This window comes from Streptomyces sp. NPDC058796, assembly GCF_042745235.1.
Lineage (GTDB): Bacteria > Actinomycetota > Actinomycetes > Streptomycetales > Streptomycetaceae > Streptomyces.
Genome location: NZ_JBHYOP010000010.1, coordinates 352,963 through 374,485, shown reverse-complemented (window position 1 = coordinate 374,485; position 21,523 = coordinate 352,963). Strand labels below are relative to the sequence as shown.

Genomic DNA, 21,523 nt, shown 5'->3' with positions numbered 1-21,523 from the left:
TCGTTCACGGCCATGGCGTAGAGGGTGATCCACTCCATCGCCAGGGCCTGCGGGTCGCCCTCGGAGCGCAGCTTGCGCGCGGTGTTGGCGGCGCGACGGCGGACCTTCAGGCCGCCCGGCAGGATGCCCTCGCGGGACATGCCGCGGTCCACGCAGGCCCGCATCACGCGCCAGATCTCCAGCAGGCCCTCGCGGATCTCGTCCTCGTCGCGCCAGGCCCGCTCGTTCTCCAGCATCAGGGCCGAGATCGACAGGCCCGTCTCGCGGGTCAGCCGCAGCAGCTCGTCGCCGGTGCGGAAGGGGTACTTGAGGACCGTGTCGTCGAGGACGATGCGGTCGGCGCCCACCGCGTCCTCGTCGACGACGAAGCCGCCGCCGACCGAGTAGTAGGTCTTCCTCAACAGCTCGGCGCCCTCGGTGTCGTACGCCCACAGCGTCATACCGTTGGCGTGGTAAGGGAGCGCCTTGCGGCGGTGCAGGACCAAGTGGGTGTCGACGTCGAAGTCGATCTCGTGGCCCCGTCCGGTCTCGGTGCCAAAAAGGCGGATGCGCCGGGCACCGCGGATCCGCTCGACGTCCAGCTCCGCCCGCGCGACGTCGACCGTGCGGGGTTCGTTGCCCTCCAGACCGAGCAGCACCGCCTTGGGCGTGCCGTGGCCGTGCCCCGTGGCGCCGAGGGAACCGAACAGCTCCGCCCGCACCGCTGCGGACCGGGCGAGCAGGCCGTCCCGCTTCAGCCGCAGGACGAACATCCGGGCGGCCCGCATCGGGCCGACGGTATGCGAGCTGGACGGGCCGATACCGATGGAGAACAGATCGAAGACGCTGATTGCCACGCCATACTCCGATGGGATGGGAGGGAACGGGGAACGCGCCGTGAGCGCGTCCCGCGAGGGTCGGTCGAGGGCCTGGGTGCGGGAGGGTATGCGCCGCCGCGGCGGACCCGGCGCCCGCCGCTCCCCCCTGTCATCGGCGGCCCGAACGGCGGACGCGGTGATGCCGGCGGTGGTGTCGCCCGCGTCCACGGCCAGCCCCCGTGGCCCCAGGTGCAGCGGAGGTGCTGCGGGACGCTCGGGGCCGTCTCCGTCTGACCCGGGCGCCGCGGACGGTACCGGGGCGGGGACCTCATGCGGCACACGCCCGTGCGGCTGGGGCGAGGGTGCGGCGCTGCCGGCCTCCACGGGGACGGAGCGGATGGACGCCGGCGTGATCATGGGTACCTCCGGGTTGCGGATGGCCGACGGGGACGGGGAGCCGTCGTGCCGGGGGTGCGCACCCGGCCGTGCGACGGAGTGGAGCGATGACCTCTACGTCTCTGATGACACAACACATATCGCTATACGCAACATGGTTTCGCTCGCTCCGGACGATTGTCAAGAGACGATCCACACCGCCCCAGCCCCCGCCGAAGCTCGGCCGACGACGAAAGCCCGCCCGCCTTCCGGAGGAGACGCACGGCAGGCGGGCGGGCGGCACCGGGGTGTAAGCGGGCGAGCCGAGGCGCTTCGGAGGAGGCCACCAGGCGCTCGTCCCGCGCCGTCGTTCGGACGGCCGCCCGGTGAGCGTTCACAGGACGACGACCGAGCGCAGGACCTCTCCACGACGCATCCGGGCGAACGCCGACTCCACCTCGTCCAGGGCGATCTTCTCGCTGACGAAGGCCGACAGGTCGAAGCGGCCTTGCAGATAGAGATCGATCAGTGCGGGGAAGTCCCGCGAGGGCAGACAGTCGCCGTACCATGAGGACTTCAGCGCCCCGCCCCGGGCGAAGACGTCCAACAGAGGCAGCTCGACGGCCGGTTCCGGAGCGGGCACGCCGACCAGAACGGCGGTACCGGCCAGGTCACGTGCGTAGAAGGCCTGCTTGTACGTCTCCGGGCAGCCCACGGTGTCCACTACGACTTCGGCGCCGAAGCCACCGGTGAGCGCACGGACGGCGTCGACGGCGTCCGTCCGGGAGGAGTCGACGGTGTCGGTGGCGCCGAACGTCTCGGCCCGTCGCAGCTTGCGCTCGTCGACGTCGACGGCGATGATGCGGGCCGCGCCGGCGATCTTGGCGCCGGCGATGGCGGCCATGCCCACTGCGCCGCAGCCGATCACCGCGATCGAGTCACCGCGGCCTACGCCGCCGGTGTGGACCGCGGCACCGAACCCGGCCGTCACGCCGCAGCCGAGCAGTGCCGCCGCGGACGGCGCGGCCGTCGAGTTCACCTTGGTGCACTGGCCGGCCGCGACCAGAGTCTTCTCGGCGAAGGCCCCGATGCCCAGGGCGGGAGACAGCGGGGTTCCGTCGACCAGCGTCATCGGCTGGGCGGCGTTGCGGGTGGTGAAGCAGTACCGGGACCTGCCTTTGCGGCAGGCCCGGCACCGGCCCCCGCAGACCGCACGCCAGTTGAGCACGACGAAGTCCCCTGGAGCGACCTCGGTGACGCCCTCGCCCACCGCCTCGACCACCCCGGCGGCTTCGTGACCGAGCAGGAAGGGGAACTCGTCGGCGATCCCGCCCTCCCGGTAGTGCAGGTCGGTGTGGCAGACCCCGCAGGCCTGCACCTGCACCAGCGCCTCACCCCGGCCGGGGAGAGGCACCAGGACGGTCTCCACCGCGACCGGGGCACCCTTCTCCCGGGCGACGACGGCGCGTACCTCGTGTGTCACTGCGGTTCTCCTCGCTGAGGGAGACGGCCGATCCGAACTCCGGCCGGATGTGCTGGTTGGCGGGGGTGTCGCGCTCCGCCGGAGCGACGCGACGAAGGGGGTGCGGTTCACCGTGCTGGGAGACCTTCAACGGCGGCTCGGCAGCGGGGCACTGGGCGGAGGCGCACCGGGAGACCAGGGCCGAGCCACTGCGACTGGTTGCACATTGCGCTTGCCAGATCACGATGAGGAACAATGTGCCGAGTGAGACTTCTCTGTCAAGGGGAGACCGGAGGAATGCGACACGGGGACGGACGCGTAGAGGTCAGGAGCGTTCGATGCCACTCTTCCGCAGGCCGGCTCCGCGCTGCCCACCGGTCTCAGACGAGCTCCGAGGGCCGCCCGGTACCGCACTGGTCTCCGCCAGTGTCCGGCCCCGCGTCTCCTCGGCCCACGCCAGGGACACCAGCCAGCCCACCAGGGTGATACCGGCTCCGATCAGCATGGTGGCGCCGATGCCCAGCCTGCTCAGGGAGATCGGCAGCAGCAGGGTGCCCACGGCGGCGCCGATGCGGCTGATCGACGTGGCCACTCCGCCCGCGGTGGCGCGGACGGCGGTGGGGAACAGCTCGTTGGGATAGGTCCACTCCAGCACCGTGGGGCCGCCGGAGAGCAGGGCATAGAGGCAGAAGCACACGATGACCACGGCGATGGGAAGCGAGGAGCCGCCGCCGAGTACCGCGAGCGGGACGGCCATCAGGGCGAACGACCACACCATGACGGGGCGACGCCCCACTCGGTCCACCAGGCGCAGCGCGGGGAGGCAGCCGAGCACGAACACGGCACTGATCAGCGCCGATCCCAGGTTGCCGGCGTTGCCCTCACCGAGACCGAACGAGCCCAGGATGGCTGGGCCGAAGGTGTAGAGGGCGAACATCGGCGTGATCTGACACATGTAGAACAGCCCGCAGAACAGCGTCCGCCGAAGATAGACGCCGTGGAACAGGTCGCGGAACCGGTACCGGGCCAGGGACTGCTCCGCGGCTGCGGCGACAACCAGGTCACCGATCGGAACGGTGCGGCCGAGAGCCTTCTCGATCGACTTCTGGGCATCGGCGGTACGTCCCTTGTTCACCAGCCACAGCGGCGACTCCGGGGTACCGATCCGCATCAACAGGATCACGGCACTCAGCAGGGCCCCGGTGGCGAGCATCCAGCGCCACATGCCGACGCCGCCGATCTCAGCCATGACATAGCCGACCACATAGGCGACCGCGGCACCGATGTACCAGGAGAGGATGAGGATCCCGAGCAGCCGGCCGCGGTGCCGGTTCGGCACCCATTCGGCCAGCAAGGACGTCGCTATGGGGTAGTCGGCCCCGATGGCCACCCCGAGGACGAAGCGCAGCACCACGAACTGCCAGCTCTCGCCGGCGAACACCGACAGCACCGAAACACCGACCAGGACCATCAGGTCGATGGTGTACATCGCCTCGCGGCCGATCCTGTCGGTGAGGACTCCGCCGAACAGGCCTCCGGCGAAGATGCCGACCAGGGCGGCGGCGCCGATGAGACCCTCGTCACCGGCGCTCAAGTTCAGTTCGCCGCTCATCCCGATCAGCGCGACGCCGATGATGCTGAGCAGGTAGCCGTCCAGGAACGGCCCGCCGGCGCAGGCCCAGGTGAGTTTGCGATGGAATGCGGTCAGCGGCGCCTCGTCGATGGCACGGATGGACATGTGAGCTCCCGGGATGGGGGACGGGGGGCTGCGCGGCTCGCGCACCGTGGCGCCCGTCCGGCCATGCCGGATTCGAAGAGCTTGGCCGGGGCCGGCCTGGGCGGTGACATCACGGTTGACGACCCACACCGCAGGGGTTGCGCAAAAAAGAACGCGTTCCTACATGCGCAACAGAACATCGATACCGTGACGACGTCAAGACAAGGTGCACGAGGTTGCGCAATTTCCCGGCACGCCCCACAACGGCTTCACCGCACACGCCCGCCCCGGACACCGACAGCTGGACACCACCACACCTTGACGGCCCGCCACCTCTCGGTGGACACCCCTGCGGGCGCCTGAACGTCAGACGTATAGTTGCGCCATGGGCAACTACACCGCAGATGACGAAACATCATCTTCCCCTGCGGGCGGGGTGCAGTCCGTCGACCGTGCCGTCAGCGTGCTGGAGATCCTCGCCCAGCGCGGGGACGCAGGCGTGAGCGAGGTTGCCGCCGAGATCAGTGTCCACAAGTCGACCGCATTCCGCCTGCTCGGGGCGCTGGAGGCGCGCGGTCTCGTCGAGCAGGCGACCGAGCGCGGCAAGTACCGGCTCGGCTTCGGGATCGTGCGCCTGGCGGGCGCGGTCACCGGCCGCCTCGACATCACCCAGCAGGGCCGGACGGTGTGCGAGCGGCTCAGCGAGGAGATCGGCGAGACGGTCAACATCGCCGTCCTGCAGGAGCATTATGCGGTCAACCTGTACCAGGTGCGTGGACCTGGCGCGGTCGGCACCCACAACTGGGTCGGGCAGCTCACGCCGCCGTACGCCACGTCCAGCGGCAAGATCCTGCTGGCTCACCTGCCGGCGCCGGACCGCGCCGCGACTCTCGCGGCGTCCGGGATGGAACAGTTGACGCCGCACACCATCACGTCCGACACCAGGCTGGAGAAGGACCTCGCCCAGACCCGGGAACGCGGCTACTCGGTGACCCTGGAGGAATTCGAGATCGGGCTCCACGCCCTGGCGGCACCGATCCGGTCCCACGACGGCAAGGTCATCGCCGCCCTCAGCGCCGCCGGCCCCGAGTACCGCTTCACCGAGCAGCGCATCCACGAGCTCGCCCCCCTGCTCCTCAAGGGCGCCGCGGAGATCAGCCGCCGCATGGGGTACGTCGGCTGAAGCCACCGGACCGGACGGTGCGACGAGACCGGGCCCCTGCGGCACCGCGCGCAGAGCCGGCGCGAGCCCGCCCGGCCAATCCGGCGCCGACCTGCACCGCGGACGCGTCCAAGCCGCAGGGCGACGCGGGACGACGGGAGGTTCGGCGGAGCGCCGGAAATCCTGACGTAGATCAGGCCTGCCTCGGCCAAGGATCTCATGGGTGCGCGCAGGGAGCCGGGCCGGCGGAGCCTTCACGCTCGGCGAAACGGCGCAGCCGGTCCGAGCCGGCAACTCGTCCACCTTCGCCAGGAGGACACGGGCCCGCCTCGCGCTCTTCAGCCGTACCGACTGGATGGTATGCATACGAGCTCGTTATCGCCTACCCTCCCACTAGCCCTCGGCTAGACGCTGTTCTGCCCCTCGCCCAACGACGTCAAGGAGACGGCCATGGCTGTCGACCCCCACGAGACGGCCCTCCAGGAGCTGGGACTGCAAAGTCCTGGGGAGCCTTTCGTCATGCTGAACCTGCTGCGATTCGCGCCTGACGGACGCGCGTCGTACGACGAGTACTCACGCCGTGCGGCGGTCTTCCTTCGGCGGTACGGGGGTGAGCTGCTCTACGCCGGAGACGGTGGCACACCGCTGGTCGCCGAACAAGGGCAGGCGTGGGATGCCGTACTCCTTGTGCGCTATCCCAGCCGGGAGGCGTTTCGTCGCATGGTGGCCGATCCGGAGTACAGGGAGATCACCCGGCTCAGGTCTCGTGCGCTCACCGAGGCCGTGCTCCAACCGACCACTCCGTGGACACCCCAGACGGCCTGACGGGAGCAGTGAGGAACCCCGGCCCCACGAGGGGCCGGGCATCCTCCGGCGGGAGGTCATCGAAGGCGTCGAACGGACCGCCTAGCCGTATTCCGGAGTGGTCCTTTCCTTGGTGCCAGCACCTCCCCATCGAACTCCTCGATCTTGCCCTTCACACGGAGACACGTTCATGATCGTCACATGAATGGGCCATCGGTGACTTTGGGTGAGATCGCTGTGGAGGACTGGCCAGCCGTTCACTCGTGGGCACGTCTGCCACAGGTGTGCCACTATCAGTCCTGGGGACCGAACACAGAGGTCCAGACCCAGGACTTCGTGAACTGCGCGGTCACGGCCTGGTCGGGCACCCCTCAGCGCCGGTTCCCGTTTGTGGCTCGCGTCGAACGGGATGTGATGGGCATGGGTGAGCTGCACGTCCGCAGCCAGAAGCAGCGTCAGGGCGAAATCTCATACATCGTGCATCCCCGAGTGTGGGGGCAGGGCATCGGCACGGAAATCGGTCGGCAGCTGCTCGCCTACGGGTTCGACGAGCTGGGGCTTCATCGGATCTATGCCACCTGTGACCCGCGGAATCTCGGCTCCTGCCGAGTGCTGTCCAAGATCGGTATGACGCTCGAGGGACACCTGCGCCACACGGCGCTGCTCCGTGACGGCTGGCGAGACTCCATGCTCTTCAGCAGCCTCGAAGGAGAATGGCGCGCCTCTGTGTAACCTCCCCGGCGGGGCGCTGCGGCTTCTCGGTTCTGGCACGCGTCTTGGGGAATGGAGACAGAGCGTCAGCTTGACGTTTAACCTTAAGGGTCGGCCCGCGTCATCGCGGGGACTTCACCGCATGTCCGATCGCGATGAGGCCGACACCCACAACCAGGAGCGATGGGGAGCGCAAGTCCCAGCTGATCAGTATCAGGATCGCCCCTGCTCCCCAGAATCTGGGTTGCCGTGCTCGCTGCTGGAGCCATCGACCGGGCATACGGCCAAGCAGTAGAGCGTGCACCCCGATGACGGCCAGGACGATGGCGAGGGCGACCAACACAAAGCCCAGCACAAGGAACGTGAACAAATCCTTCCCCCTGCTTCTGGTTGTCGCGCCGCAACGCTATCCAACCCGATGACCGCGGAGATCTCACTGCCGGGGCGGGTGTGACGCTTGGCGTCGGGGCCTGGTACCAACTTTGTGATGGGCCGGACGGGTGTACGCCTCGCCGGTCGCGAGAACCCTCCCCGCTCGTGGGGGGGGTGGCCAGCTGACGGTTCTTCGAGCCCGAAGGCCGTCCAGGCCCGGGACGAGATGGTTTCGGTGCACCGGCTGGGGAGCCGGTCTTCGTGCGCAGGTTCCTGAACCCCCGCCGGACACGGGAAGGCGTGAGCTTGTTCGCCTCGGACGGCTTCTCCAGGGCCTGCGGAGGTCGGTGGTCAGCGGTGTGGCGAGCCGGAGCTGGGCATAGGCGGCGATCACCAGCCAGGTCCACCGGTCGGCCGCTTCGAAGCTGCGGAGCCGGGGCTTCGTCCAGCCGAGGGTCTGCTTGAACAGGCGGAATATGTGCTCCATGTCGAAGCGGCGGAGGAAGGAATGCCAGCAGCGGTCGACGTGCGCACTCTTTGATCCGTTCGGCTTCCAAGTCGCACGGGTGCTCGTGCCGCCCGACAGGGCCTGGTTGACCTTTCGCCGGGTCGGGTTGAGGTCCTGTTGCGGAAGGCGTCTGATTGGTGTGGTCACCCAGGAGCTGGCGCCGATGCAGGCGTGGTCGACCGCGACCATGCGCCGTGGATCCCGGGCGTGCTGCACAGCCCAGGGGCTCGGTGCGGAAACGGATGCCGAGCCGCTGCCCTCCACGCCGAGTCCGTCACCCTGGTGAAGCGGATCGACCCCGCCCTCTCCCCAACCCGTCCCCGCTCGCCCTCCCTTGACGATCAGCGCCAAGCAAGGCACGCGCCCTTGATCCCCCACGCCAGGAAGACCTGCCCCTGCACCGAACGACCCGTAGCCGTGCCAACGTCGAGCCGTCGGAGTTCGGCGTCCGGTCACAGGCGTACCCCACGAACGCCCCGCGCCCGCGCCGAGCGACCGACGACCCCGGCACATCAGCGACACACCGACACCAGGAGTGCACGAACATGCGCACGCGAAGCAGAGTCACAGCGCTCACCTCCGGAGCGACGCTCGCAGCAGGAACACTGCTCACCGCCGTCGCCGCAGCCCCCGCGCAGGCATACAACCCCGACCCGACCACCTACGTCACCCGGCAAGCGACGGACAACTGCCCGTGCACGCACGGCGACCTGATCGACGGGACGTACTTCCAGAAGGACGTCGGGGGCGTGGGCGTCAAGATACTGGCGACCGTGGACAGACCCTCCAACATCGTTGGCAAGGTCGAGTTCCACCCCCTGGACGAGAAGCTCTGGATCTACGACACCAAGAACGACGGTGACGCCCTCTACGCCCAGGTGACGTGGTCCGGCGGAGGGTCGCAGGTGTACAAGGCCCCCGGCACACCAAAGACCATCGACGTCCTGACCGTCGACCTGAACATCCCCGAAGACACCTACGTATCCGTGAAGCTGTTCGACGACAACGGATCCGACCTGATCCAGTCCACCCAGGGCCGTGCCTGACAGCCGATCACCGACAGCCACAGTCCCGCCCCGGGCCCACTCGCCCGGGGCGGGCTCACCTCGCCTCCCCGAGGACACGCCGTCGGTACTCTCCCGGTGGGATGCCATGGGCGTCACGGAACACCCTGCCGAAATGAGCCGCCGACGTGAAGCCCCAACGGAGGGCAACACGGCAGGCGGGAACTCCACGCTGCGCAGGGTCGATGAGGTCCCGTCGGGCAGCGTCGAGGCGGCCGGCCCGGATCAGACCCGCCACCGTCTCCTCCTCACCCTCGAAGAGACGGTGAAGTCGGCGGACGGACAGGTGGTGGGCAGCGACGACCGTGGCCGGAGAGAGCCCCGGGTCATGCAGATTCCGTCGAATGCGCTCACGCACATGAAGCACCAAGGCACGCTCGCGACTCTCGTCCGGAAGCCCGGCCGCGGTCTCGGACTCATGCGCCAGCATCCGGTCACCAACTCGACCAACAAGGTTGCGAGCCGCCCGCCATCCGACGGACGGTAGCCGCCTTGCTCGCCGAAGAGCTGGAGCAGGGTCTGCGCGATCAGCAGCCCGAAACCACGCCGCCCGGACAGGCGCCGACCGAGCAGCCGGTCGGTACGACAACGCAGGGCAGGAGAAACGGGCATCAGCACCTTGGGAATCTCCAGCCCGATAGCCACCATGGGGGCGTCACAGGGACACTGCCGGGAAGAACCAGCGTGAGATGGAGCAGCCCCCCTCGCTCGGCCATGAGCTCCTCACGGCACAGCCTTACCCGACGCACCCCCCGGTACACCCGACTCGCTCAGCGAAGACCGTGGGACCACTGCACACAGCAGCAGAGGCCTCCATGATGGTGAAGCTCGCCGCACGAGCGTGACGGACGCGACCACCGTGGGTGAATGCATGTGTGCTCGCGCCGTGAGAGCGCGGAGCACCCAGTGAGAGGCGCTGTATTCCTCCTCCAAGCCCCGACCGTCTGCGCCCCGAACGCGGCGGTCCGGGATGACCAGGGAGACCTACCTGGTGGTCGGCCCGGACGGCCGCGGCGGCCTGGTCCGACGGCGCCCGTGCCCTGCCCTGGCCCGTCAGGGCTTCAGCGGCACCTGCGCGCGTTCGGCTCGGAGTTGTCCGCGTGCATGGGGAGGTCCGCGGATCTTTGATCAGTAGGTTGTCGCCCTATGAAGGCTCTGATCGTGTTGTCCGCTGCGTTCGTCGTTCTCGTCCTGCCGACGTCCTTGGTCTGGCTGTTGGGGCGGCGAGTGAAGATGCCTGTCTGGGCTCTGGTCGTGTTCTTGCTGGCCGGGTGGCTGACGGTGTTCGTAGGCTGGTTCCTCTCGCAGCGCGCGCAGCCGAACCTGTTTCCCGAAACGTCGCCATGCCACGGCATCAGCGCCACCCCTGTCTCGCAGTACTTCCCGCCCGACTCCTTCTGCCGTCACGCTGACGGGGAATTGCGGACGGTCAACGGTGCGGACTCGAAGTTCGCTTTCTGGACCGCCGCCGGCACCACCTTGGCGATGCCGATCGCCGCCGTACTCGCGCGGCGTCGTCAGCGAGTCTGATCGCGTCTGCCCTGGCCGGTGCTCAGGTCAGTCACGGAGGCTCGGCGCTCACCGGATACGGGGAAAGCCCGCTTGGCGACAGCGTGGCGGCCCTGTTGGGAATGCGGCGGGAAGCACGCGGATCTCGCCGCCTCCTCGCTCCAAGCCCAGCACAGACACCGGGTGTGCCCGGAGCCGTTCACCGGGAGGACGGAGGAGTGCGGCGCCTGGCCGAAGAGGGGTCTCCGTACCGTTGAGAGCGTGGTCGAGACGACCAAGCATGCATCCTCGCGGCGGAGCCTCTGTCCCCCGCTGGGCCACACGCACCGCAGGACTTCAGGGTCCGGGGACAACTCAGAGATTGTCCGGTGCCCTGAGGACGGCACCGTCATCGCGCATCAGCCTCTTCTTGCCCGTGATTCGGTGTTGGCCCGTTCGAGTTCTCGGACGACGGCCTGTTCGTCCTGCCCGTGTGCCGCCTTCTCAAGGCTGTGATCGTCTTTGCGGGAGAAGCGTTCGCCGCGGGCGATGTCCTCCTTGCTCAGGGTGCGTCCGCACCATTCTCCTTGTCCGACAGTCTGGTGGTCGAAGGGGACGGCCGCGCCTTCTCCGAGTACGGTCCACTGACCGGAGGCCCATCGCAGGGCAAGGAGGTAGGTGTGGCCGGGTTCGAGGCGGGGAGCCGCAGCGGTCGTTCTCTTGGTGCGCTTGCCACTGTCTCGGTAGACGTTCCAGCCGGCGCTCACCATGTCGAAGTCCTGCCCGATCTGCTGCCGGGGGTTTGAGGAGGACCAAAGTACCTTGTCCGTGCGGAAGGTCACCGATCGGTCGGTTTGGTACTGGACGGCACCGTTGGCGAAGTTGCGTCGGTTGGTGTCCTGTTCGGCTGTCGGTGTGGCCACGACGACGTGATCGGCGTTGGTGATCCAGTCCGCCGCTGTCCGGGAGGGGTGGCTGTCGCTGGGGATTCCGCAGCCGACCACCGTGTCGAGACCGCCGTGGCCGACCAGGACGCCGGCGGCGACTCCTGCCAGGGCCAGGAGGGCGGCGACAGGGCTGCTGGTCAGGCGGTCGGTAAGTGTTGTTCGCACGTCTATCAGGACTCCTGAGCGGGGACGAACGCGGAGACTGCGGTGTAGGCGGCTCCGGCGCGGCATACTGCGGGTGTGTCTTGGGAGCGTGAGTGTGGAAGGCCTGCGTGGTGATGCATACGCGGGGCGCGGCACCCGCGCACCTGGCGGAAGCATGGCCGGCACTCACCGGGCCGTCCCCGTAAGCCCACTTCGAGGCAGTGTTGGGGCACAGGACCATGACCACTGGCGCCGCTACGAGCCCCATGCCCATCAGCAGCGGCGTGAGCGCCTGCGGCGTGGGCAAGAGCCGGAGCTCGACCAGTCGCATCGCGACCGGCACGACGAGGGCCAGCCAGCCGGCCCCGACCACCGGAGCGAGAGTGCGCGCGACGACCCAGTACCGGGAGCGCCCGGGGGCCGGGCCCCACACACCGTGACGCTTGAGTCGTCCGTCTGAGGACGATCCCGGCCCCGACGGGCGCGGTCCACACCGTCGGGCTGGTACGCAGACGGGCTGGAAGATTCAACTGAGGACACCGTTCTCACAACTGGGACGGGCCGGGAGGCGCCGCGCGGCTCCTCCCGGTCTCAACGACGTGGCACTGATGGGGCGATGGTGCAGTCCCGGTCGTCACCGCCGTTGTAGTGCGCGTTCCACTCGTCCTGCGACGTGCGGCCCCGAACTCTGGACGCACGTCGTGAACGTCTTCGTGCCCATGTCCTCGCCGTGGGCGAGGGATATGGCTCCCGAGAGGCTGCCGGCGGAGATCCGGGCTGGATCCCGCGGTCGGTGCCGGAGGTAGCCTTCAGCTTGATGAGCCCTTCCTCGGCGGGGCCGAAGGTACGGGCACCCTCACTCACCGGCGCGGTGTCATCCCGCATTCGCGATGCTCACAGCGCCGGCCGGTGCGGCAGCGATGACAGCGGCGATCAAGCCGGCGCGCACATGATCTCTGTGGTTGCGCACGTGTTCCCCCTCCATATGGTGGTCGACCCCTCCGCCCTCACGGCAGGAGCCGAAACGCCCAGTCCTCGAAGAAGCACGCGAAGTGAGACCGGGCGCGCGAAGCGGCCGGCAAACGGCACGCCAAGTCCCCCGTGTCGACGGTGTCCCCCGGTCACTGGTCGATGTGCAAGAGAGCGGAAGGGTCAGATCCGCCGAGCACGGCGATCATGTTAGCCACGCGACGACCAGAGGGAACGAACACTCGATTACAAGGTGGCGAGAAAGCACAACCTGCACCCGTCAAGCCGACCGAAGTAACTTGCTTGAGCTCTGGGCCGGTTGATTACGAGCGACTGGTGATGGACGCTCCCCGTCACCTACTGAGGATGTCTGGATCTGTGCGCTACGGGCGAGTCCCGTGATCATCGCGAGTGGGCGACTGACGTACATGCCCCCTCTCTCCCCGACGTGCCGGGCGCCCAGCACCAGACCAGGACGACCACGAGCCCTGACCCCGCTTGCGTCTCGGTCGTCATGTCGCGCAGATCAGTGGCCTGCCGGCCGCGGAGGCCGGAGCCGCCTAGATTGTGCGCATGCCCACGTTCAAGGACTTCAACTTCAAGCTCATCGTCGTCGAGCAGCTGATGTACGTCGATGAAACGCTCACCCCTCAGTTCCGCCTCGCCGATTTCCTCAAGGAGAAGGGGCTCGGCGACGACCCCTGGGAGTACGCGCAGCAGCACGGTCTGGCATACCAGGTTGTGCCCGAGGCACGCAGCTACTTCGCGTCTCTGGAGATCAGCGAGGAGCTCCTGGCCGGCGTCGAAGAGCTGTGCATGGACGGCGGTAACCAGGTGTACCAAGAATGTGCGCCTGTCTGGGACGGCGAGGACGACTTGTTCGACGTCGCTTCCCTCGACGACCTCGTGCTGCTGCCGAATCTCCAGCGCGTGCTCGGCTCCGAGTTCCTGGGCCCGGAGTTGCGGGACGTTCTCGGCTCCCGCGGCATAGTCGCCGACTAGCCATCGCGGGCCGGGGCGTCGGCGACGCATGCCGATGCCGTGAAAGCAGGATGCTTCAACGGGCATCAGTCGGGTAGCCTGCGGGCCATGTCGAGTCCTGAGTCAGACAAGGTGGGGGCTTTCGGTCACGCCGTCAGCCCCCCGCACCACTGAACTCGTAGCCCTGTCGTCCCACCGCTTCCTGCGGCGGGACAGGTGTGCGCTCAGGGCTGGCCGCGGTGACGAGATGACCTTCTCGTGCCTCTCCTCACCCCGGAGCCACTCGATGCCTCTCCCCCTGTACCTGCTCGCCCTGGCGGTCTTCGCCATGGGCACCTCGGAATTCATGCTCGCCGGCCTTCTGCCGGACATCGCCTCGGATTTCGGCGTCACCGTCGGAACAGCAGGCGTGCTCACCTCGGCCTTCGCGATCGGCATGATCGTCGGCGCCCCCCTCGTCGCTGCGCTTGCCCGCGACTGGCCCATGCGCCCGACCCTTCTCGCTTTCGTCGTCGTCTTCGCGGTGGCTCACACCGCGGGCGCCCTCACCACGAGCTTCCCCATCCTGTTCGCTACCCGGGTCGTCGCCGCGCTCGCGAACGCAGGGTTCCTCGCTGTCGCTCTGACGGCTGCGGCCGGCCTGGTCTCACCCGGCAACAAGGGACGCGCGCTGGCCGTGCTGCTGTCCGGCACGACGGTGGCCACGATCGCCGGTGTCCCCGGTGGGGCGGTGCTCGGTACGGCGCTCGGCTGGCGGGCCACCTTCTGGGCTGTCGCCGTTCTCTGCCTGCCTGCCGCTCTCGGCATCCTGAAAGGCATCCCAGCGGGACGTGGTGGGGACGAGGCGACTGGCAAGCCGGCGTTGCGAGCGGAGCTCGCCCAACTCGCCCGGCCGAGGTTGATCCTTGTGATGCTGCTCGGCGCGCTGGTGAACGCGGCGACCTTCGGAAGCCTCACCTTCCTTGCCCCCGTGGTGACCGACGCCGCCGGGCTGGACGAGTTGTGGATCTCTGTCGTTCTGGTGCTCTTCGGCGCCGGGTCCTTCGTGGGCGTCACCGCCGCCGGACGCTTGTCCGACCGAAGTTCCGGTCCGGTCATCGCGGTCGGTGGTCCGTTGCTGCTCATCGGCTGGCCGGCTCTGGCGGTGCTGGCCCATGAGCCGGTTGCCCTGTTCATCCTCGTGTTCGTGCAGGGCGCGCTGTCGTTCGCGCTGGGTAGCACGCTGATCACACGGGTCCTTTACCAGGCTGCGGGAGCCCCCACCATGGCCGGTTCGTATGCGACCGCGGCGCTCAACGTGGGTGCCGCCGCCGGCCCCGTCGTCGGTGCAGCCACGCTCGGCACCGAAGCCGGGGTCCTCGGACCGCTCTGGGCGAGTGGGCTCCTCGTCGCGGTCGCGCTGCTGATCGCGCTCCCCCTACATGCCGTCATCACGGCCAGCCGGCACACCGAGGTTCAGCGGTGACACATGCGAACTCCCTCGCCACTCAGGTCTGTTCTCGGCTGCCCTGGAGGGCCTTGTCGGTCATGTCGGCAACCTGGTCGGCCGGCGGGGCCTCGGCGTTGACCTCGGTCCCGAAGTCCGAAAACTGAATCACGGTACTCATCTTCAGCTGCTGCGCCGAGGAGCTGCCCTCCGGCTTCGCCGAGCCGGAGGCCGGGGCCTTGAGGGTCATGTCGACCTGCTGACGGCGGAGCCGGCCTTCGTCGTCGACCCAGACCTGCATCGGCAGCGTCGGGCCGAGCTGCTGGCTCATCCGATCGCCGCCCGGCAGCTTGGAGACGTCCGCGGAGACCTTGTAGTGCGTGGTGCTGACACCGCCGACCTTCTCGGTGCCGACCTTGGTGACGTCCTTGTCCGTGATCGCCTTGGCGTAGGCGGCGGTCCGGGCCGGGTCACCGACCTGCTGGTTGCCCAGGCCCTGCTGCCCGGCGACCTTCTCCAGGTCGATCCTGATCCAGGGCTTGCCGCCCGGGGCCTTCTGGCCCGGCACCTTCTGGTAGAGAACCTGGTCGATCACGCGTTGCTGGACGGTCTTGTCCTGCGCGGTAATGGTCATGACGCTGTCGCCCTTGGCCAGGTCCAGGACGCCTTCGCCGTCGGACGTAATCCTCTTGCCCGCCGCGGCGAGATTCATCTTGATCGTCATCCGCGCGGAAGCGGCTTCGACTGTCTTCTCGTAGGCGGCCCGGACCTCCGTCGTGCCCTGCTCCTGGGCGTCGGCGCTTCTGCTCGCGCTCGGCGACGCGCCGCCGCCCTTGGCCTGCGAACCGCTGCCGTCACCACAACCCGCCAGGACGACGCTCCCCGTCACCGCGGCAACCACGATCGCGCCGGCCTTCCTCCCCCAGTAACGCATACGATTCCCCATCTCCTCAACGAGTGCCAGCAGCCGTCACATCACGTCGACCTGCTGGGCCGAATGCCCCGAATGATGACCAACATGCCTATTTACGGCCGACGTTGTGGACGAGTGCCGACTCCGGTCGAGTCATGAGGTTCGCGCAGGCGCCGGAAGGTGCGGACAGGGCGACCGAAACACCGTCCTGCGGTCTCGCTGCCGGCGCGGCCTCGCGCCGGGCGGAAGCGCGCGCATGGTCCCGTGGCCGCGGGGCAACCGACAGACACCTCTCACGTTCAGGAGCCCATCATGATGATCGTCGGGATCGTCGCAGTGTGCGTCGTCCTCGCCCTTCTGGCTTTCCTCGTGCCGCGCATGTCCCACCATCCGCAACGCGGCACTCAGCGCACACTCGGACTCGGGTCACGGGCCGGCGGGAAGGCCCCCGGCATCCTCGGACGAGCGCTCAGCAAGCCGTTTCGCAGCAGTTCCAAGGCTGTCGGCCGCAGCGGGTCGGCCGGTCGGCGAGCCCGAGGCCACATGCCGTTCTGACCGGTGCCGTGGTCTGTGGTCTGATGTGGTCGCTTTCGGGGACGCAGTTTCCCGGTCTTGGCTTTGTGTGACAGCCATGTGACCGTTCCCGGCGGCGCGGTGGCTCCGCTGCGGGAATGCCTGGGGCCACGCGCAGCCGTGCTGCACTCCGCCTGGTGGCCGTGACATTCCTGGCGGCGAGCGGCGGACGGACCGGATGCTCCACACCTACCTCGGCCCGTACCCGGCCGAGGTCACCGGCGGTCGGAGCTCTGTCGTCGGGGCGAGCAGCAGACGCCTGAGGCCCGCGGCGAAGCCCGCGTCAGGTCCACGCGGGCCACGCCATCGCGCTCACTCTGGCCGCCGGGCTCGTCTTGAGCGGCATGGGCGATCGATCCGTTCCGGCTGCGGTGATGGCCTGTTGGGCGTTCTTCGCCCGGGCTGCCCTACTCCGCCGTGCAGGGCAGCATCTCGACTCCCCCGCTATGAGCCTGCCGGTGCCGTCGCGGACCACGGCGAGCGCGGCCCGGCGTCGGAGCAGCAGTTCGATGGCTTCGGCCACCGTGGCGTCGAGCCGGCCGGCCGAGGCGTGGGCGGACTCCTGGGCCGCGAAGCAGCCGGCTCCCACGGCCGGCACGAACACGGCCAGCACACCCAGCCAGGGCGCCACAGCACTCACCTGTCACCACCCTGCGGTGCGTACTCGACAGACCATGTGCGCAATGGTCGAGGACTGCGCCCCCAACGACCGACCCCCCGGCCTGCGAACCAAGCGGCCCCTGGCGGCGCAGGGGCGAATTCAAGCCTTTCCCTGCGCGGCGGACCGCAGGGCGCTCCCCGCCCCCCGAGCCAACTCTATGCTTCTACTCGTTTGTAGAAACGAGCCCTGGGCCGGCCCGGGCCACACACCTCTGGAGAAGACACACATGGCCTCGATCGACCTGGACAAGGTCCTGGACAAGGCGTGGGCGGACAAGAGCCTGCAGGAGATACTCGCCGCCCCCGTGGCGGCGCTGAAGGGTGTCTCCGACCGCGACGGCGAGCTGCTCCGGGAGGCGTTCGGTGTCAAAACCGTCGCGGACCTGGCCGACTTGAAGTACGTCCGCTGGGCGCAGGCCCTCGCCGCGCTCGAAGCGGCCAAGTAGCCGGCCGGTCAGCGGCCGTGGTGCCGTCCGTCGCCGCGCGGGCGGACGGCACCTTTCTGATGAAACAGACGCACGCATAAGGAGTGGACGCCACGATGGTGTTCAAGCGACTTCTCGGCTCACTCGGCGTGGGCGCCCCCACGGTCGACACGGTCCTCGACCCGGACCCCGTGCTGCCCGGCGGCACACTCAGCGGGCAGGTGCAGCTCAAAGGCGGCCAGGCCGACTTCGACATCGAGCACATCACGCTCGACCTCGTGGCCCGGGTCGAGGCCGAGCACGAGGAAGGTGAGAGCGAAGGCGTCGTCGTCTTCGACCGGTTCACCGTCGGCGGCGGCTTCCGGCTGGCCGCCGAAGAGTCACGCAGCGTCCCCTTCAGCGTCACACTGCCCTGGGAGACACCCGTCACCGAGCTGTACGGGCAACCTCTGGGCATCGTCCTCGGCGTGCGCACCGAGCTCGCCGTCGCCGGTGCCAAGGACCGCGGCGACCTCGACCGGCTCACCGTCGCCCCGCTGCCGGCCCAGGAAGCGATCCTGGAAGCCCTCGGGCAGCTCGGCTTCGGCTTCAAGTCCGCCGACCTCGAATACGGACACATCGGCGGCACCGGGCAGCAGCTTCCCTTCTACCAGGAGATCGAGCTCACCCCCGCGCCCCAGTACGCCCGCCAGGTCAACGAGATCGAACTGACCTTCCTGGCCGGCCCCGCAGGACTGGAGGTGGTCCTGGAAGCCGACAAGCGCGGCGGCCTCTTCTCCTCCGGCCACGACGTGCTCACCCGCTTCACCGTCGGCCACCACGACAACCGCGACTGGACGGCCGAAGTCGACGGCTGGATCCGTCAGCTCGTCGAGCACCGGTCCGCCTACGGGCACGGTGCGCCTTTCGCCGACCACGGACACCACGGACACGGTGAGCATCATCACGACGACCACCACCGCTCCGGCCCGGGTATGGGAACGGCGATCGCTGCCGGCGCCGCCGGCCTCGCGGTCGGTGTCGTCGGCGGCATGGTCGCCGCCGAAGTCGTCGACGAGGTGGGGGACTTCTTCGAGGGCGACGACGAGAGCGAGGACTGAGCGGCAGTCCGCCCCAGTACGGGGACGCGCCGCCCGCTCCGCCGTCCGCTTCCCGACCACAGCACGAGTTTTCGACTGCCCCGAGCGGCATCGCGCAGGGGCTCCCCTTGACCCGTTTGGAGTGTTCATGGCCCTGTGGGACCGCTTCAAGGAGTCCGCATCCCAGATGCAGACCCAGCTCACGGCGAAGAAGAACGACCTCAAGAGCGGCGCCTTCCGCGACGCGAGCATGGCGATGTGCGCGCTGGTCGCCGCCGCCGACGGCACCGTCGACTCCTCGGAACGGCAGCGCGTCGCCCAGCTCATCGCCACCAACGACGTACTGCAGAACTTCCCCGCCGACGACCTGCACCGCCGCTTCGAGGACAACCTCAACAAGCTCGCCGCCGACTTCGCGCTCGGCAAGGTCAGCGTCCTCCAGGAGATCGCCAAGGCGAAGGAGAAGCCCGCCGAGGCGCGGGCCGTGGTGCAGATCGGCATCGTGATCGGCGGAGCCGACGGCGACTTCGACAAGGACGAGCAGGCCGTCGTTCGCGAGGCGTGCTACGTCCTCGACCTCCCACCCCACGAGTTCGATCTCTGACCTGGCGGCCATGTGCCGCGGCCGGGCCGTCGTACTCCGGGAGGGCCGAATGGTCGCCGCCGGCTCCCCCGGTCGACACGCTGACCGAGTCCCTGATCGCCGACGTCCACGCCGGGCGAGCCGCGATCGCCCGGCCCGGCCCCGGCGGCGGACCCCAATCTCCTTCCTGGGTACGGTGGCCGACAAGTGGCGGCGGCCGGGCCGGCACCGCAAGGCCGGCCCGGAAGCCGTCCCGTGCGGTTGCTTTGCTCCGTCGGCCCCACCATCCGGGGGGCGGTGAGGGATGCGGGTGAGGACGGGCGCCGTGCACGTTCCTGCCCCGTCCTCCGGTTCACCGTCCGTACGGTCAGGGGGCCGTACGCCGTCGCGGCGGCGTGATGGCGTACAGGTCGAGGATGTCCGGCAGGGGCGCGACGCCCGGTCCGCCCGCGCGTGCCCACGCGGCGATGTCCTCGGTCGCGTCCGGGTCGTTGACCAGCCCGAGCCAGACGGGACGGGCACCGGCGGCGCGGCCTTCGGCGGAAGGCAGCACGACGATGACGTTGGCCTGGTCGCAGACGTCGAGGCAGTCGGAGACGCGTACCGGTGCCGCGGCGCGCAGGCGCTCGGTCTGGGTCGCGTGGTCGACGCCGGTCACCTTTGCGCTGCCGCAGCAGCAGTCGCGGCACACGACGATGCGGCACGGTACCGGGGCGGCGGCCGTTGCTGGCCTCGTGTCGTCTGTCGTTCGTCCGGTCGGTGTTGCGGGCATGCGGTGCCGTCCCTCTCTCCGGGGAGATCCGCCCCGGTGGTCCGTCGAGGAGGCGACCGCGTGAGTCTCCTGGCTCTCGGGTCGATGCTCGTCCCGGCCTTCCCGCCCGTTTCCGGGCAGTGGCCTGTCGGGACTCGCTCGCCGATCACAGTGGCGGGACCGCGCCGGATTCACACCGGCTTCCTCGTCCGCCGTCGCCTTGTCACCGGACATCATCTCACCCCGGGACGCCTTCCCACCGCCCCGTTCGAGCCGTCAGTCCGTCTCCTGGGAGTGCGGGGTCGTCGCGGGCGGATGGGTCGGGCGGTCCCGTCCGCCGTCGCGGCCGGACACCACCACGACGAGGAGCCCTACGACGACGGCTCCGGCGGCGGCCCGTCCCGCCGCCCTCAGCCACCAGCCCGGCCGGGCACCGCTCCCGCGCCCGCCGGGGGAGCCCAGGCGTTCGGCCCGCCGGGCCGGCCTGAGCAGACGGAGCAACAGCAGCACGGCGACCGGGAGTTGCAGCAGCCACAGAACGGTGCGCGGCCACTCCCCGTACCAGACGTTGGTTCCGTACAGCAGTGTGTGCCACACGCTCAGCACGTACACGACGATCACGAAACGGTGCAGTCGCCTCCAGGTGTTCGCACCGATGCGGTGCCGGACATAGAACAGCAGGCCCAGCGGAATCGCCAGGTACAAGGCACCCTGACCGAGCGGGATGGCGATCCGGCCGGTGCCCGAGTCGTACCAGCCCGGCACGAAGCTGTCGGCGAAGCCCACCCACAGCCGCTCGGCCCAGTCCACCTTCGTCTCGTAGCGTACGAGTTCCGCGGCGAACATCAGCGCGTGCGCGAACATCAGCGCCATCGTCGTCAGGCTCGTGGTGCGGTGCCAACGCTCCAGCACCTGCCGGGAGACGGGCAGCCGGGTGGGCCGTGGTCCCGACAGCAGCAGGCCGAGCATGACCGTGCCCCAGGCCCACAACAGCCCCGACCAGCCGAACGCCTGACTGAGCAAGTACATCCAGTAGGTTCCGGCATCGTCCATGAACGGCATGACCGCGACCGTGTCCGAAGCACCCGACTCCATACGCGCCCACAGAAGGGCGAACACAAGCGCCGTGACCACCACCGCCGCGGTGGCGTCGGGCAGGGCGGACCGCAGGTCGCCGCGCAGCACGACGCGGTCGCCGAGAGGCCGTCGCCGTCCGCGCGGGGCTGCCGCCCCGGCCTCCTCCGGCCTCGCGTCTGACGTCATCAGGGCCTCCCGGTCACGGGCCGCCGCAACAGCGGTGCGCATGTGGCGTGAGGCAACCAGTCTGGTCGAGGAGGAAGCGATCTCCCGAGGCGGTATCCGGCCAGAGTCTTCCCGAGCAGTGCGCGGAACAGACCTGATCCTGCCTGGCCGCACGCTCGGGGCGACCGTCGACGTCCCACGGTCGCGGGGATACGGGCGCCTCTCGCTGACATACGCAGTCGGTTCGCGCCTCCCGTCCGCCCGGACGCCCGGACGCCCGGACGCCCGGACGCCCGGTGGCGCGACGCGAGGCACGCCTCCCTCTGGTTCCCGGCTGAACGACCCGACTACTGTGTACAGGATTCCCTGA

20 protein-coding genes and 1 riboswitch are annotated in these 21,523 nt (G+C 69.1%); of the genes, 11 read left to right on the top strand and 9 right to left on the bottom strand.

Annotation, left to right across the window (positions count from 1 at the left end; genetic code table 11):
- The 3 genes from ACFW47_RS26040 to ACFW47_RS26030 all read right to left on the bottom strand — a co-directional run.
- Positions 1-836, bottom strand: an 836-nt coding sequence (locus ACFW47_RS26040; RefSeq protein WP_386307297.1) for a serine dehydratase beta chain, incomplete at its 3' end; no start/stop codon positions are given.
- A 730-nt stretch (positions 837-1,566) separates the two neighbouring features.
- Positions 1,567-2,655, bottom strand: coding sequence for an S-(hydroxymethyl)mycothiol dehydrogenase (locus ACFW47_RS26035; RefSeq protein WP_386283727.1), 1,089 nt, complete (start codon positions 2,653-2,655; stop codon positions 1,567-1,569).
- 304 nt (positions 2,656-2,959) lie between these two features.
- On the bottom strand, positions 2,960-4,372 hold the full coding sequence (locus ACFW47_RS26030) for an MFS transporter (protein ID WP_386283730.1): 1,413 nt from the start codon (positions 4,370-4,372) through the stop codon (positions 2,960-2,962).
- A gap of 364 nt (positions 4,373-4,736) precedes the next feature.
- Between ACFW47_RS26030 and ACFW47_RS26025 the strand changes: the two genes are divergently transcribed.
- The 4 genes from ACFW47_RS26025 to ACFW47_RS26010 all read left to right on the top strand — a co-directional run bounded on the left by ACFW47_RS26025 (position 4,737) and on the right by ACFW47_RS26010 (position 8,954).
- A complete protein-coding gene (locus tag ACFW47_RS26025) occupies positions 4,737-5,534 on the top strand; it encodes an IclR family transcriptional regulator (RefSeq protein WP_386307295.1) in 798 nt (265 codons plus the stop codon).
- A gap of 429 nt (positions 5,535-5,963) precedes the next feature.
- Positions 5,964-6,338 (top strand): DUF1330 domain-containing protein, encoded by a 375-nt coding sequence (locus ACFW47_RS26020; protein ID WP_386283735.1) that lies wholly within the window; start codon positions 5,964-5,966, stop codon positions 6,336-6,338.
- Between the two features lie 180 nt (positions 6,339-6,518).
- Complete coding sequence (locus tag ACFW47_RS26015; protein WP_386307294.1) at positions 6,519-7,049, top strand: GNAT family N-acetyltransferase; 531 nt, start codon at positions 6,519-6,521, stop codon at positions 7,047-7,049.
- Between the two features lie 1,404 nt (positions 7,050-8,453).
- Positions 8,454-8,954, top strand: a complete 501-nt coding sequence (locus tag ACFW47_RS26010; protein WP_386307293.1) for a hypothetical protein — start codon at positions 8,454-8,456, stop codon at positions 8,952-8,954.
- A 55-nt stretch (positions 8,955-9,009) separates the two neighbouring features.
- On the opposite strand, the gene ACFW47_RS26005 is transcribed toward ACFW47_RS26010, so the two are convergent.
- Complete coding sequence (locus tag ACFW47_RS26005) at positions 9,010-9,402, bottom strand: helix-turn-helix domain-containing protein (protein WP_386307291.1); 393 nt, start codon at positions 9,400-9,402, stop codon at positions 9,010-9,012.
- A gap of 716 nt (positions 9,403-10,118) precedes the next feature.
- Between ACFW47_RS26005 and ACFW47_RS26000 the strand changes: the two genes are divergently transcribed.
- Complete coding sequence (locus ACFW47_RS26000) at positions 10,119-10,502, top strand: hypothetical protein (protein WP_386283744.1); 384 nt, start codon at positions 10,119-10,121, stop codon at positions 10,500-10,502.
- 377 nt (positions 10,503-10,879) lie between these two features.
- On the opposite strand, the gene ACFW47_RS25995 is transcribed toward ACFW47_RS26000, so the two are convergent.
- Positions 10,880-11,572 carry a hypothetical protein gene (locus ACFW47_RS25995; RefSeq protein WP_386283747.1) on the bottom strand — a complete coding sequence of 231 codons (693 nt, stop codon included), beginning with the start codon at positions 11,570-11,572 and terminating at the stop codon, positions 10,880-10,882.
- A gap of 1,521 nt (positions 11,573-13,093) precedes the next feature.
- Here ACFW47_RS25995 and ACFW47_RS25990 point away from each other — a divergent pair.
- Together ACFW47_RS25990 and ACFW47_RS25985 are read left to right on the top strand one after the other, a co-directional pair.
- Positions 13,094-13,522: a DUF6892 domain-containing protein gene (locus ACFW47_RS25990; protein WP_386307290.1), complete on the top strand. Its 429-nt coding sequence runs from the start codon at positions 13,094-13,096 to the stop codon at positions 13,520-13,522.
- 265 nt (positions 13,523-13,787) lie between these two features.
- Positions 13,788-14,966 carry a Cmx/CmrA family chloramphenicol efflux MFS transporter gene (locus ACFW47_RS25985; protein WP_386307289.1) on the top strand — a complete coding sequence of 393 codons (1,179 nt, stop codon included), beginning with the start codon at positions 13,788-13,790 and terminating at the stop codon, positions 14,964-14,966.
- A gap of 22 nt (positions 14,967-14,988) precedes the next feature.
- Here ACFW47_RS25985 and ACFW47_RS25980 read toward each other — a convergent pair whose 3' ends face one another.
- Entirely contained in the window at positions 14,989-15,861 is an 873-nt protein-coding gene (locus ACFW47_RS25980; RefSeq protein WP_386307288.1) for a hypothetical protein, read from the bottom strand.
- Between the two features lie 291 nt (positions 15,862-16,152).
- Here ACFW47_RS25980 and ACFW47_RS25975 point away from each other — a divergent pair, with 291 nt between their 5' ends.
- Positions 16,153-16,395, top strand: coding sequence for a DUF6411 family protein (locus ACFW47_RS25975; RefSeq protein WP_386283757.1), 243 nt, complete (start codon positions 16,153-16,155; stop codon positions 16,393-16,395).
- A gap of 301 nt (positions 16,396-16,696) precedes the next feature.
- Here ACFW47_RS25975 and ACFW47_RS25970 read toward each other — a convergent pair whose 3' ends face one another.
- Positions 16,697-17,053, bottom strand: a complete 357-nt coding sequence (locus ACFW47_RS25970; protein WP_386307286.1) for a hypothetical protein — start codon at positions 17,051-17,053, stop codon at positions 16,697-16,699.
- Positions 17,054-17,300: 247 nt separating this feature from the next.
- Between ACFW47_RS25970 and ACFW47_RS25965 the strand changes: the two genes are divergently transcribed.
- From ACFW47_RS25965 to ACFW47_RS25955, 3 genes are all read left to right on the top strand, one after another.
- Positions 17,301-17,519, top strand: a complete 219-nt coding sequence (locus tag ACFW47_RS25965) for a hypothetical protein (protein ID WP_386307284.1) — start codon at positions 17,301-17,303, stop codon at positions 17,517-17,519.
- Positions 17,520-17,614: 95 nt separating this feature from the next.
- Positions 17,615-18,598 (top strand): sporulation protein, encoded by a 984-nt coding sequence (locus ACFW47_RS25960; protein WP_386307283.1) that lies wholly within the window; start codon positions 17,615-17,617, stop codon positions 18,596-18,598.
- 127 nt (positions 18,599-18,725) lie between these two features.
- Complete coding sequence (locus ACFW47_RS25955) at positions 18,726-19,181, top strand: tellurite resistance TerB family protein (protein ID WP_386307282.1); 456 nt, start codon at positions 18,726-18,728, stop codon at positions 19,179-19,181.
- Between the two features lie 346 nt (positions 19,182-19,527).
- Here the strand turns inward: ACFW47_RS25955 and ACFW47_RS25950 are convergent, their stop codons facing one another.
- Positions 19,528-19,932 carry a (2Fe-2S) ferredoxin domain-containing protein gene (locus ACFW47_RS25950; RefSeq protein ID WP_386307280.1) on the bottom strand — a complete coding sequence of 135 codons (405 nt, stop codon included), beginning with the start codon at positions 19,930-19,932 and terminating at the stop codon, positions 19,528-19,530.
- Positions 19,933-19,992: 60 nt separating this feature from the next.
- A riboswitch (cobalamin riboswitch) is annotated at positions 19,993-20,143 on the bottom strand.
- Positions 20,144-20,187: 44 nt separating this feature from the next.
- A complete protein-coding gene (locus ACFW47_RS25945) occupies positions 20,188-21,174 on the bottom strand; it encodes a ferric reductase-like transmembrane domain-containing protein (protein WP_386283772.1) in 987 nt (328 codons plus the stop codon).
- Positions 21,175-21,523 lie beyond the last annotated feature (349 nt).

What these genes read in the sequence shown, in the direction of transcription:
- ACFW47_RS26030 (WP_386283730.1), bottom strand. Translation starts at nt 4,372, where the DNA reads ATGTCCATCCGTGCCATCGACGAGGCGCCGCTGACCGCATTCCATCGC.
- ACFW47_RS26025 (WP_386307295.1), top strand. Translation starts at nt 4,737, where the DNA reads ATGGGCAACTACACCGCAGATGACGAAACATCATCTTCCCCTGCGGGC.
- ACFW47_RS26020 (WP_386283735.1), top strand. Translation starts at nt 5,964, where the DNA reads ATGGCTGTCGACCCCCACGAGACGGCCCTCCAGGAGCTGGGACTGCAA.
- ACFW47_RS26015 (WP_386307294.1), top strand. Translation starts at nt 6,519, where the DNA reads ATGAATGGGCCATCGGTGACTTTGGGTGAGATCGCTGTGGAGGACTGG.
- ACFW47_RS26010 (WP_386307293.1), top strand. Translation starts at nt 8,454, where the DNA reads ATGCGCACGCGAAGCAGAGTCACAGCGCTCACCTCCGGAGCGACGCTC.
- ACFW47_RS26005 (WP_386307291.1), bottom strand. Translation starts at nt 9,402, where the DNA reads ATGCTGGCGCATGAGTCCGAGACCGCGGCCGGGCTTCCGGACGAGAGT.
- ACFW47_RS26000 (WP_386283744.1), top strand. Translation starts at nt 10,119, where the DNA reads ATGAAGGCTCTGATCGTGTTGTCCGCTGCGTTCGTCGTTCTCGTCCTG.
- ACFW47_RS25990 (WP_386307290.1), top strand. Translation starts at nt 13,094, where the DNA reads ATGCCCACGTTCAAGGACTTCAACTTCAAGCTCATCGTCGTCGAGCAG.
- ACFW47_RS25985 (WP_386307289.1), top strand. Translation starts at nt 13,788, where the DNA reads ATGCCTCTCCCCCTGTACCTGCTCGCCCTGGCGGTCTTCGCCATGGGC.
- ACFW47_RS25980 (WP_386307288.1), bottom strand. Translation starts at nt 15,861, where the DNA reads ATGCGTTACTGGGGGAGGAAGGCCGGCGCGATCGTGGTTGCCGCGGTG.
- ACFW47_RS25975 (WP_386283757.1), top strand. Translation starts at nt 16,153, where the DNA reads ATGATGATCGTCGGGATCGTCGCAGTGTGCGTCGTCCTCGCCCTTCTG.
- ACFW47_RS25965 (WP_386307284.1), top strand. Translation starts at nt 17,301, where the DNA reads ATGGCCTCGATCGACCTGGACAAGGTCCTGGACAAGGCGTGGGCGGAC.
- ACFW47_RS25960 (WP_386307283.1), top strand. Translation starts at nt 17,615, where the DNA reads ATGGTGTTCAAGCGACTTCTCGGCTCACTCGGCGTGGGCGCCCCCACG.
- ACFW47_RS25955 (WP_386307282.1), top strand. Translation starts at nt 18,726, where the DNA reads ATGGCCCTGTGGGACCGCTTCAAGGAGTCCGCATCCCAGATGCAGACC.
- ACFW47_RS25950 (WP_386307280.1), bottom strand. Translation starts at nt 19,932, where the DNA reads ATGCCCGCAACACCGACCGGACGAACGACAGACGACACGAGGCCAGCA.
- ACFW47_RS25945 (WP_386283772.1), bottom strand. Translation starts at nt 21,174, where the DNA reads ATGACGTCAGACGCGAGGCCGGAGGAGGCCGGGGCGGCAGCCCCGCGC.